Annotated in this window: 9 protein-coding genes; all 9 read left to right on the forward strand. The window is 48.2% G+C overall.

What is annotated here, in order from left to right:
- The first annotated feature begins 66 nt into the window (after positions 1–66).
- The 9 genes from hypA to iscB all read left to right on the forward strand — a co-directional run bounded on the left by hypA (position 67) and on the right by iscB (position 12,750).
- Complete coding sequence (gene hypA, locus OSC7112_RS07210) at positions 67–408, forward strand: hydrogenase maturation nickel metallochaperone HypA (protein WP_015175288.1); 342 nt, start codon at positions 67–69, stop codon at positions 406–408.
- Between the two features lies 1 nt (position 409).
- Entirely contained in the window at positions 410–1,270 is an 861-nt protein-coding gene (gene hypB, locus OSC7112_RS07215; RefSeq protein ID WP_015175289.1) for a hydrogenase nickel incorporation protein HypB, read from the forward strand.
- A gap of 126 nt (positions 1,271–1,396) precedes the next feature.
- Positions 1,397–3,973, forward strand: coding sequence for a carbamoyltransferase HypF (hypF, locus tag OSC7112_RS34355; protein WP_015175290.1), 2,577 nt, complete (start codon positions 1,397–1,399; stop codon positions 3,971–3,973).
- A gap of 2 nt (positions 3,974–3,975) precedes the next feature.
- Positions 3,976–4,260 (forward strand): HypC/HybG/HupF family hydrogenase formation chaperone, encoded by a 285-nt coding sequence (locus OSC7112_RS07225; RefSeq protein WP_015175291.1) that lies wholly within the window; start codon positions 3,976–3,978, stop codon positions 4,258–4,260.
- A gap of 153 nt (positions 4,261–4,413) precedes the next feature.
- A complete protein-coding gene (nifJ, locus tag OSC7112_RS07230; RefSeq protein ID WP_015175292.1) occupies positions 4,414–8,082 on the forward strand; it encodes a pyruvate:ferredoxin (flavodoxin) oxidoreductase in 3,669 nt (1,222 codons plus the stop codon).
- 77 nt (positions 8,083–8,159) lie between these two features.
- On the forward strand, positions 8,160–9,173 hold the full coding sequence (locus OSC7112_RS07235; RefSeq protein WP_015175293.1) for a dihydroorotate dehydrogenase-like protein: 1,014 nt from the start codon (positions 8,160–8,162) through the stop codon (positions 9,171–9,173).
- A gap of 41 nt (positions 9,174–9,214) precedes the next feature.
- On the forward strand, positions 9,215–9,892 hold the full coding sequence (locus tag OSC7112_RS07240; RefSeq protein ID WP_015175294.1) for a DUF305 domain-containing protein: 678 nt from the start codon (positions 9,215–9,217) through the stop codon (positions 9,890–9,892).
- 194 nt (positions 9,893–10,086) lie between these two features.
- Positions 10,087–11,235, forward strand: coding sequence for a hydrogenase formation protein HypD (gene hypD / locus OSC7112_RS07250; RefSeq protein ID WP_015175296.1), 1,149 nt, complete (start codon positions 10,087–10,089; stop codon positions 11,233–11,235).
- Positions 11,236–11,433: 198 nt separating this feature from the next.
- The gene (gene iscB / locus OSC7112_RS07255; RefSeq protein WP_015175297.1) at positions 11,434–12,750 is read left to right on the forward strand and encodes an RNA-guided endonuclease IscB; all 1,317 of its coding nucleotides are present in this window, start codon (positions 11,434–11,436) and stop codon (positions 12,748–12,750) included.
- Positions 12,751–12,783 lie beyond the last annotated feature (33 nt).

Below are 12,783 nucleotides of genomic sequence, written 5' to 3' on the forward strand. Positions count from 1 at the left end.
AAGGCGATTATCATGAAAAGTATTTGAGACTTACCCTTTTCCCTTTCCCTTCACTTCCTAATTGATATGCACGAAGTTGGCATCATGCAAAACACACTAGATATTGCTCTGGAGTACGCGAACCGTGAGGGTGCAGCTCAAATTCACCGCATGACATTACGCATCGGTCAATTGTCGGGAGTGGAGCCAGAAGCATTAGCCTTTGCGTTTGATGTTGTGACACGGGGAACCATTGCCGAACGCGCCCAACTCAGCATTGATTCCATTCCAGCCGTTTGCTATTGCCCAAATTGCCAACGTGAATTTCAACCTTCTGATTGGATTTACGAGTGTCCTGAGTGTCATCAATTCTGCACAGAAATCCGTCAGGGTAGAGAACTCGAACTTACTTCGCTGGAGGTTTCTTAATATGTGTCAAGATTGTGGTTGCAACCAGGTTGGAGCAGTTGCGATTGATGGGGTTACACATCACGAACATTCCCACCTGCACGAATATTCTCATTCTCACGATCGCCAACATGAGCATCAACATTCTCACCAGGATTTCACGGGTAATGGAACAGGAAACCATCACGATCTGCACGAGCGATCGCACATTTCACACACCCTTGCCATTCACGAATCCCTGCTGTCGAAAAACGATCGCTTAGCAGAACGCAATCGAGGATATTTTCAGGCAAAAGGGGTGCTGGCACTCAACATTCTGTCCTCACCGGGTTCGGGGAAAACAGCACTGATTGAGCGCATGGTGCAGGATTTGAACAGTCGCGTACTGACATCCCTGCAACACCCTTTACGGATCGGTGTGATTGTGGGTGATTTAGAAACAGACAATGATGCTCAGCGCTTACGCCGTGCTGGTGCGCCCGCCGTACAAATCACCACGGGGAATGCGTGCCATCTAGAAGCAGATATGGTGTCACGGGCAATGCAGAAGCTCGATCTGGATGCTCTGGACGTGTTGATTATTGAAAATGTGGGTAACTTAGTCTGTCCGGCTAGCTATGACTTAGGCGAAGCGATGCGAGTTGTGTTGCTATCCGTGACAGAAGGAGAGGATAAACCTTTAAAGTATCCCACAATGTTCAAAACGGCAAATGTCGTTCTGATTAACAAAATCGACATTGCAGAAGCCGTGGGGTTCGACAGAGAACAGGCTATTGCTAACATTAGGCGCGTCGCACCCCAAGCAACCCTCTTGGAAGTTTCTGCTCGAACTGGACAGGGAATGGAAGCTTGGTATAGTTACCTGGGAACTGCCATTCAATAGCCTGTGCAAGTTCAAGACTTACGCAAAAACTCTCTCTTTCCTCTTATTTCTCCGCGTCCTCTGTGTACTCTGTGGTTCGTTTTTTCATCATTTTGCGTAAGTCCTAAGTTATCAGGAGAAAGGGCTATGCTGACGACAGAATCAAAATTTATACAAAACTCAACCAAACGTCGGCTGTGCTTGACTGTAGAAGGCATCGTGCAGGGAGTCGGCTTTCGCCCATTCGTTTACGGGTTGGCTAAAGACGTGGGAGTTGTGGGCTGGGTGAAAAATACCGATCGCGGAGTCTCGATCGACATTGAGGGTACTATCGAACAGCTTCAGATTTTTCAGAAACGCCTGCAGCAAGAAAAACCGCATCATGCCTTTTTGCAGCACATAGAAACTCAGTGGATGAGCCTCGCAGGATACACCGATTTTGAAATTCGTCCATCAGATGCGGCTCATTCCTCAATCGCAACTCCTAAATCTGCTCTGATTCTGCCCGATCTCGCAACCTGTCGGGCCTGTCTGCACGAAATTTACGATCCTGCCAACCGTCGCTATCGCTATCCCTTCACCAACTGTACGCACTGCGGCCCTCGTTTCAGCATCTTGCGATCGCTTCCCTACGATCGCCCCAACACCACGATGCAGCGATTTCAGATGTGTCCGGAGTGCCGTGCAGAGTACGAGAACCCTCTGGATCGACGCTTTCACGCTCAACCAAACGCTTGCCCGACTTGTGGCCCCCATTTAGAACTTTGGGATCGTCAAGGTAAGACGTTAGCAACCCACGATGAGGCACTGCTGCAAACGGCAAATGCTATTCGTCAGGGTAAAATTCTGGCAATTAAGGGATTAGGCGGATTTCATGTAGTTGTGGATGCTGGCAATGAGACAGCCGTGAGAACGCTCCGCGATCGCAAACGGCGGCCTGATAAGCCCCTCGCGTTAATGTATCCTTCGTTAGAGCTAATCCGCGAACACTGTCAGGTTTCCGAAGAGGAAGAAAAATTGCTGCTTTCTTCTGAAGCACCGATAGTTCTCCTTCAATCTAAAATCCACAATTTCAAATCTACAATTGCTCCCTCTGTTGCTCCCGGCAATCCCTATTTAGGCGTGATGCTACCCTACACGCCGTTGCATCATCTCTTGCTGTCAGAACTCGGTTTTCCGATTGTCGCGACGAGTGGAAATCTTTCTAGCGAACCGATTTGTACGGATGAATTAGATGCACTGAACCGATTACAGAATATTGCCGATTTGTTCTTAGTTCACGATCGCCCGATCGCCCGTCCTGTTGACGATTCCATCGTGCGGGTGGTTGGCGAGGAACCCATCGTTCTGCATGAACACTTTAAACCCCACCCCAGCCCTCCCCTTACTAAGGGGAGGGAGCAAGAGCAAGTTTCCCCCCTTACTAAGGGGGGATTAAGGGGGGTTAGATCGATTCGTGCAGATCGACCCATCGTTCTGCGTCGTGCCAGAGGCTATGCTCCCTTTCCAATTACACCACCATCGAAATTAACCTCTCATGATTCATCCGTCATCCTCGCTGTTGGCGCTCATCTAAAAAATACCGTTGCGCTGTATCTCAATCATCAAATTTTGATGAGCCAGCATCTCGGCGATCTCGATAATTTATCAACAATCGATCGTTTTCAAGAAGCGATTCACCATCTACTTAATATTTACGAGGTTCAGCCCACTGCGATCGCAACTGATGCCCATCCAGACTACTACTCGACTCAATTTGCCAATGCTTTGATTGAAGTGAAAGCAGAGAGCAAGCAGGCAACTGAACAGAAACGCTTTCCTTCTGCCCTCTGCCCTCTGCCCTCTGCCTTTCCTACTTCTACAGCCGTAATTCCAGTGCAGCATCACTATGCTCATGTCCTATCTTGCATGGTGGACAATCAACTCGAACCCCCCGTGTTGGGAATTGCCTGGGATGGAACGGGTTATGGCTTAGACGGGACGATTTGGGGGGGCGAGTTTCTCAACATCCTAGCTAACGGATTTGAACGAACGGCTCATCTGCGATCGTTCCCATTACCTGGAGGAGAACAGGCAGTCAAAGAACCTCGACGATGCGCTTTGGGATTGCTCTACGAATGCTTTGGAAATCGGGCGTTTGAAATGTTGGAGTTAGCGTCTGTGCAAGCTTTCTCGCGGCAAAAACTTAAAGTCTTACAGGCTATGTTGCAACGAGAATTGAATACTCCAAAAACGTCGAGTGCCGGACGCTTGTTTGATGCGATCGCTGCTTTGTTGGGGTTGTGTCAGCAAGCTAGTTTTGAAGGGCAAGCTGCGATGCAACTGGAGTTTGCGGCTAATGGCTTCAAGACGGATGAAGCTTATCCGTATGAATTGCTGTGTCCTGCACACTCTCCTATGATTCTCGATTATTCACCGATGCTCAATGCCATTCTCGATGACATTCACGAGCAGATTTCTCAAGAAATCGTGGCGGCAAAGTTTCACAACACGTTAATTGAGGGAATGGTGGCGATCGCCAACCGAGTCGGTGTTGAACAAATTGTGTTAACGGGCGGTTGTTTTCAAAATCGTTATTTACTAGAACGTGCGATCGCTCGACTCAAAACAGAAGGTTTTTCAATTTATTGGCATCACCGAATTCCAACCAATGACGGAGGCATTGCGGCTGGACAAATTATGGCTGCATTACGAACATTGCAAAATCAATCAGGAGGTGAGTGAAAATGTGCCTTGCTGTACCCGGTAAAGTGATCGGTATTGAGGACAATTCTGAGCGCAATGGAAACTCCTCGCTTTGGCGCACAGGTAAAGTTAGCTTTGGTGGCATTATCAAAGAAGTTAGCCTCGCCTATGTGCCAGAGGTGAAAATTGGTGATTACGTCATCGTACACGTGGGTTTTGCACTCAGTATTGTTGACCCCGAAGAAGCAGAAGAAACATTAAATTATTTGAGTCAGTTTGAATCTGAACCATCGCCAATTAATACAGGAGTTGGAGAAATACCCTAGGATTGTCAATTTCAATTTCAATTTATTCATCTTTGTGAATATTTATTCTAATCCTCACAAGAGCCTCACGATTTATGTCTAGCATGGAGATGTAAGAGGCTTGCCAAGAACGAACAAACTGAACTTTTGTAATGACGAAAAGAGGATGAGGCAATGCCATTAAAAACTTTTGTCACGATAGACGGTAACGAAGCTGTTGCTCGCGTTGCCTACCGACTCAGTGAAGTGATCGCAATTTATCCCATTACACCGGCTTCAACGATGGGTGAATGGGCCGATGCCTGGGCATCTGCCGAACAGCGCAACGTGTGGGGAACTGTTCCCTCTGTTGTGGAAATGCAAAGTGAGGCAGGTGCAGCCGGAACGGTTCATGGAGCATTGCAGGCGGGAACGTTAACCACAACGTTTACGGCTTCCCAAGGCTTGCTGCTGATGATTCCCAATTTATACAAGATTGCGGGTGAACTAACGCCTGCGGTGATTCACATTGCGGCGCGATCGCTAGCGGCACAGGGACTTTCGATTTTTGGCGATCACAGTGATGTAATGGCTGTCCGAGGAACGGGTTGCGGGTTGCTTTGTTCGGCCTCGGTGCAAGAGTCGCAAGATTTAGCGGCGATCGCCACTCGTGCCACACTGGAATCTCGTATTCCATTCCTCCACTTCTTCGATGGTTTCCGCACGTCCCACGAAATTCAAAAAGTGGAACTGCTATCGGATGACGAGTTACGCGCTTTCATTCCGAATGAACTGATTTTGGCGCACCGCGATCGCGCCTTGACACCCGATCGCCCAGTGATTCGCGGCACAGCCCAAAATCCGGATGTTTATTTCCAAGCGCGGGAAACCGTTAACCGATTCTACAACGCCTGTCCCGATCTCGTACAGCAGGCGATGGATGAATTCGCCCAACTGACGGGGAGACAGTATCAACTCTACGAATACTACGGCGATCCAGCAGCGGAACAAGTCATTGTATTGATGGGTTCGGGTTGCGAAACCGTGCATGAAACGGTGGATTACCTGAATGCTCGCGGTGCAAAACTAGGTGTACTGAAAGTTCGCTTGTACAGACCATTTGATGGTAGTCGATTGGTTGCTGCACTGCCCGAAAGTGTGAAAGCGATCGCCGTACTCGATCGCGCCAAAGAACCAGGCAGCACGGGTGAACCATTATATCTTGATGTCCTGAGTGCGCTAGTTGAAAGCAACCGTCACGATATTCAGGTAGTCGGAGGTCGTTACGGTCTATCGTCTAAAGAATTCACCCCTGCAATGGTGAAGGCTGTCTTTGATAATCTGACGGCTGACGAGCCACTAAATCATTTCACTGTTGGCATTTACGATGATGTCACCCATACATCATTAAACTACGATCCCAGCTTCTCCACTGAACCCGATAACGTAGTACGAGCCATTTTCTATGGTTTGGGTGCCGATGGGACAGTGGGCGCAAATAAGAATTCGATCAAAATCATTGGCGAAGAAACAGACAATTATGCTCAGGGTTACTTCGTCTATGATTCCAAGAAATCTGGTTCTGTTACGGTTTCCCATTTGCGTTTTGGTCCAGAACTAATTCGTTCAACTTACCTGGTTAGCAGTGCGAATTTTGTCGCTTGCCACCAATGGGAATTTGTCGAGAAATTCGATCTGCTGGATGCTGCAAAACCGGAAGCTATCTTTTTGCTCAACAGTCCCTACAATCCAGAAGAAACCTGGATGCGGTTACCAGAGCGTCTGAAGGCGCAAATTGTTGAGAAGCAGTTGAAGTTATACGTCATTAACGCTTCTCAGGTGGCGCGCGAGACGGGCATGAGCAGGCACATCAACACCGTGATGCAGGTTTGTTTCTTTGCCGTTGCAGGCGTGTTGCCCCGTGAAGAAGCGATCGCACGCATCAAGCAATCGATCCGCAAGACTTACGGCAAGAAGGGTGAGGCGATTGTGGAAATGAATTTGAAAGCGGTCGATCGCACCCTGGATAATCTATACGAAGTGGATTATCAGAGTTATCAACAATCCCCTATTCCCAATCAGGTAGGAGAAGCGCCCTCCCCAGTTCCCGATACTGCCCCAGCCTTTGTTCGAGACGTGCTCGGCAAGATGATGGCACGGCAGGGAGACGATCTTCCAGTGAGTGCGTTGCCGATTGATGGCACTTATCCCAGCGGTACCTCGAAATGGGAGAAGCGCAACATTGCCCAGGAAATTCCAGTGTGGGATGCAGATGTGTGCGTGCAGTGCGGCAAATGCGTCATGATGTGTCCCCATGCCGTGATCCGCTCCAAAGTTTATGAACCAGAAGCACTAGAAAATGCACCGGAAACGTTTAAGAGTGCGAATGCCAAAGACCATGACTGGACGAATCTGAAATTTACGATCCAGGTGGCGGCTGAAGACTGCACGGGTTGCGGGATTTGTGTCGATGTTTGTCCGGCAAAGAACAGAGCCGAACCCAGGAAGAAAGCAATTAACATGGCTCCCCAGTTACCCTTGCGAGAACAAGAACGGGAAAACTGGGACTTCTTCCTCAGCTTACCGAACCCCGATCGCACCCAACTGAAATTGCACAAGATTGCTCAGCAGCAGATGCAGGAACCGTTGTTTGAGTTCTCCGGTGCCTGTGCGGGTTGTGGTGAAACGCCCTACGTCAAACTGGTATCGCAACTGTTTGGCGATCGGATGTTAGTAGCGAATGCGACAGGATGCTCATCTATCTATGGTGGTAACTTGCCAACAACCCCCTGGACGCACAATGCGGAAGGTCGCGGGCCGGCATGGTCAAACTCGCTATTTGAAGATAATGCAGAATTTGGCTTGGGCTTCCGAGTTGCGATCGACAAGCAAATGGAATATGCCAGAGAACTCCTGCAAGAGCTATCGAGCAGTATGAATGGCAGTTCCCCAATTCCAGTTGACTTAGCATCCGCCATTCTCAATGCAGAACAAAAGGACGAAGCCGATATAGTCGAGCAACGCGAACGGGTAGCTATCCTCAAGCAACGCTTAGAGGAATGGTGCAATCAGTTAGAGGGAGAGCAAACTCTAAAATCTCAAATTCAAACTCTAAAATCCCTCGCCGATTACCTAGTCAAAAAGAGCGTCTGGCTGATTGGCGGTGACGGTTGGGCCTATGACATCGGCTATGGTGGACTCGATCACGTCCTTGCCAGCGGTCGCAATGTCAACATTCTGGTGTTGGATACAGAAGTGTATTCCAATACAGGTGGGCAGATGTCCAAAGCCACACCCAGAGGTGCGGTTGCGAAGTTCGCCGCCGGAGGTAAGCCTGCACCCAAGAAAGATTTGGGACTCATGGCAATGACGTATGGCAATGTCTATGTTGCCAGTGTCGCGATGGGAGCGCGGGATGAACACACGCTCAAAGCGTTCCTGGAAGCGGAATCTTACAATGGGCCTTCGTTAATCATTGCTTACTCGCACTGCATTGCTCACGGTATTGATATGGCAACGGGAATGCAGCAGCAGAAGGCGGCAGTCGAATCGGGGCGGTGGTTGCTCTACCGTTACGATCCGCGTCGGACCCAACGGGGTGAAAATCCCCTGATTTTGGATTCGCGATCGCCCAAGATATCGGTTGAGCAGGCGATGTACAGCGAAAACCGCTTCAAGATGCTAACTCGCACTAAACCAGAAGATGCGAAGCGGTTAGTAGAACTCGCTCAAGCGGATGTCAATACTCGTTGGCAAATGTATCAGTATCTGGCTGCACAGCACCTGGGCCAACCCAACGGGCATCACGACGGAAACTCTGTTCCTTCCAACAGTGACAAACAGTCAGAACCTGCAAACCAGTAAACACTATTGTAGGGGCGCACAACCGTGCGCCCTGAAATTGGGTATTCTTCTCAGGCATCGTAAGAAGGAGAAATAAAATGAATTTAACCACAACTTATATGGGATTGGAATTGCGATCGCCCCTGGTGGTTGGTGCAGCCGCTCCTCTAACCGAAGATATCGATAATATCAAACGAATGGAAGATGCTGGAGCTGCGGCCGTCGTCCTGCACTCACTCTTCGAGGAGCAAATTGAGCAGGAAATGTTCACAATGCACCACCATCTGCAACAGGGTACCGAAAGCTATCCTGAATCACTAACCTACTTTCCTGAACCCGAAATTTTTCACGTTGGTTCTGAGCTTTATCTAGAGCATATTCGCAAAGCCAAAGAGAGAGTGAATATTCCCATCATTGCCAGTCTCAACGGCTCGACTCTAGGAGGTTGGACAAACTACGCCCGTCAAATTGAGCAAGCTGGAGCAGATGCACTTGAACTCAACATCTACTACATTCCTACCGAAATTCATCTAACAGGTGAAGCGATCGAGCGACAATATTTGGATATTCTCAAGGCAGTGAAAGCGGCTGTGACAATTCCGGTTGCCGTGAAACTCAGCCCTTATTTCACCAATTTAGCGAATATGGCGCATCAGTTGACGAGGGAAGGAGCAGATGCGCTGGTGTTATTCAATCGCTTTTACCAGCCGGACATTGATGTGGAAGAACTGGAAGTCAAACCCAACGTTCTTCTGAGCACTCCTCAAGCGATGCGTTTGCCGATGCGGTGGATTGCCATCTTGTATGGGCGCATTGCTGCTGATTTAGCGGCAACTAGCGGCATTCAGAAAGGGGTTGATGTGGTGCGAATGCTAATGGCAGGAGCAAAAGTGACAATGATTGTGAGTGCTCTGCTGCGGCATGGGATTAACCATCTCCAGGAGATTGAACAGGAACTACGGCAGTGGATGCAAGAACATGATTACGCTTCTATCAGTGAACTCTACGGTACTATGAGCCAGCGTTACTGCCCGAATCCGAGCGAATTCGAGCGAGTGCAATACATGAAAGCGATTCAAACTTACACCCCTCAACAACCAGTGACCTCATAGTCATCCGGTATCACTTTGAAAAATAGCAACGAGGTAGAAAAATGAATAAAAAATCTTTGATTTATGGTCTTGGTGGTTTATTATTCAGTAGTGCCTTTGCAAGTTTTTTAGTCATTAACAGTACACAAGCTCAGACTCAATTTTCACAACAAAATACTCTTGCCCAGACACAACAAAACCCGCCAGGTTTAAAACACCCTTTACACCATCCCCAAGGGTGTTCAACTGCTACTCCTTCCGGTATGGGCATGATGTCTCAACAACAAGCCGAGCAGCATTTTATCCTGATGATGATTCCTCACCATCAAGGAGCAGTGGATATGGCAAACCTTGCCTTAAGCAAAGCTAATCATCAGGAAATTAAAAAGCTAGCTGAAGCTATTAAAACAAACCAAAACCGAGAAATCGAGCAGATGAAAGCTTGGTATAAACAGTGGTATGGCACTGAGGTACCTGCTTCATCAGGAAGGGGAATGATGTCCATGTGTTCGGGTGGGGGCATGATGAGGGCGGATTTAGAATCTCTAAAAAATGCTCCTAACTTTGACAAAGCATTTATTGAGCAGATGATTCCCCATCACAAAATGGCGGTGATGATGGCTGGAATGGTTCTAGATAGTAAGCATCCTGAAATTCGCAATCTGGCGAAATCCATCATCCAAAATCAAAGTACTGAAATCGAGCAGATGCAGCAATGGTATCAGACTTGGTTCCAATAGTTTTCCAGCTTGCTTGATGCAATTCAAGCTACACAAAAGCAACTTTGCCCATCAGATTAACGCCAAAGGAGAAACTGTAAGGAGCCAGAACGAATTGAGGATGCTGCTGTTGGCGAAGAAGGTGTCTAGAGCGGTTGTCGCTTTAATGCTTTTGCACCTGAATGGATACACTAGGTTGAGCAGGATGAGAACTGATGAAATTTGTTGACGAATATCGGGATGCCCAACTGGCTCAGCAGTATGCTGACGCGATCGCCTCCATCGCCACCCGTCCCTGGAGCATCATGGAAATCTGTGGAGGACAAACTCACTCAATTGTTAAATTTGGCATTGATACTCTTTTACCCAAAACAATCACCTTAATTCATGGCCCGGGGTGTCCCGTATGCGTCACGTCGGCTGAGATTATTGATGAAGCGATCGCACTAGCTGCCCTACCGAACGTTATCTTTTGCTCCTTTGGGGATATGCTGCGCGTACCGGGATCGGCGATTAGCGATGCCGCGTCTACTCCCTCCGATTTGCTCACAGTTAAAGCATTGGGTGGCGATGTCCGCATGGTTTATTCTCCATTGGATGCGCTGAAAATCGCCCAAAACAATCCTGACAAGCAAGTTGTATTTTTTGCAGTTGGGTTTGAAACAACCGCCCCAGCAACCGCAATGGCAGTGTATCAGGCTCAGCAACAGGGCGTGACCAACTTTTCACTGCTGGTGTCTCATGTGCTTGTTCCTCCAGCAATGGAAGCGATTTTATCCTCTCCCACGTGCCAGGTGCAGGGCTTTCTGGCGGCAGGACACGTTTGTACGGTAATGGGGTATCGAGAGTATGAAGCGATCGCGCCCAAGTATCGCGTTCCAATTGTAGTCACGGGATTTGAACCTATTGACATTTTGCAAGGAATATACTTGTGCATCAAACAACTGGAAGAGGGCACAGCAGAAGTTGAAAATCAGTATGCGCGATCGGTTCGCAGACAGGGCAATGAAGCAGCACAGCATCTCATCCAGGACGTGTTTGAAGTTGTCCCTCGCTGCTGGCGCGGCTTGGGTGAGATTTCTCAAAGCGGGTTAGGACTGCGCGAACACTATGCCGCCTTCGATGTTCACAACAAAGGACTCCTCCCTATCTCGCCATTTCCCCATCCCCCCATTTCCTCCGAATGCCTCAGCGGACTCATCCTTCAAGGCATCCGTAAACCTCATGATTGTCCAGCATTTGGCACTCGCTGTACTCCCGAACATCCTTTAGGGGCACCGATGGTTTCTTCAGAAGGAGCCTGTGCTGCCTACTACCGTTATCGGCAGCTATTCACCAAACAGTGGACAAGACTAGACAGCTAGTTCATACACTGGACAAATAGCCAGCCTAAGTATCTTGAATACTACGTTTTGAGGGTGATGACACCTACGGGTGCTTTCCAGCTTGTAGCTCTGTCGTTAGAGATTAAACAGATGTATTTGGTTAAGTCAGTGTCTCTAACCCAACAAGCCATCAAAACCTTGGCGAGGAAAACATAACCTGAGCAATCAGAGGACAAAATGTCTAACTTTGTATTCGTTTTAGACACCAACAAACAACCACTTGAGCCGGTAGCACCAGGACAAGCAAGACGATTGTTAAAACTAACCCAAGCTGCTGTATATCTCCGTTACCCGTTCACAATTATTTTGAAATATGCGGTTGATCACCCAAAAACGCAACCCGCTCAATTAAAAATTGACCCAGGTTCTAAAACTACTGGGTTGGCGATCGTACAGGGCAATCAAGTTATCTGGGGTGCTGAGTTGACCCATCGCGGGCAACAAATTAAAAATGACTTAGAGTCACGTCGCGCCATTCGTCGCAATCGCCGTAACCGCAAAACTCGTTACCGCAAACCACGTTTTCTTAACCGTACAAGAGCGCCCGGATGGTTGCCACCAAGCTTAGAATCCAGAGTGAAAAACATCGTGACTTGGGTCAACCGCATCCGTCGATATGTCCCAGTCACAGGCATATCCCAAGAGTTAGTCCTGTTTGACCTACTCGCAATGCAGAATCCTGAAATATCCGGCAAGGAGTATCAGCAAGGGGAACTGGCGGGTTATGAAGTCAGAGAATACTTGTTAGCAAAGTGGGGGAGAAAATGTGCCTATTGCGGTGTTGAAAACGTACCTTTTGAGGTAGAACATATCCACCCAAAATCAAAAGGGGGAAGCGATCGCGTTTCCAATCTTACCCTAGCCTGCCGTGGGTGCAACCAAGCCAAAGGCAATCAAGATATTCGGGATTTCTTGTCCAAAAAGCCTGACATTTTGTCCCGTATTTTGAAACAGGCCTCACAACCTTTGAAAGATGCAAATGCTGTGAATTCAACCCGCTGGGCATTGTTTCAACAACTTAAACAAACAGGATTGGCAATAGAAGTTTCAACAGGAGGTAAAACAAAGTACAACCGCTCTCGTTTAGGACTACCTAAAACTCATTGGCTGGATGCAGCTTGTGTAGGAAACGTAGAAGTCCTGCAAGTTTTCACGAAGCAACCGTTGTTAATTGCAGCTAAAGGATGGGGCAGCCGTCAAATGTGTACAACCAATAAATACGGATTTCCTGTCAAGCACAGAACGCGGTGCAAAACGTTTTTTGGGTTTGGGACAGGTGACATGGTAAGTGCAATTCTTCTCTTTGGGAAGTTTGCAGGCACTCACATCGGCAGGCTGACGGTTAGAGAAAGCGGAGTTTTTGAAATGAGAACGCCACTCGGCAAGGTTAGCCCAGTCCGTCATAAATACTGTAAATCAATCCACCGCAACGATGGGTATATGTATGCGTTTTCCACAAATGTCCGTCCAATGAATCAGCGATTAGAGGCGTAGCGATCGCCAGTAACTCTCAGCTAGCTCGAATTC

Source organism: Oscillatoria nigro-viridis PCC 7112, assembly GCF_000317475.1.
Taxonomy (GTDB): Bacteria; Cyanobacteriota; Cyanobacteriia; order Cyanobacteriales; family Microcoleaceae; genus Microcoleus; species Microcoleus nigroviridis.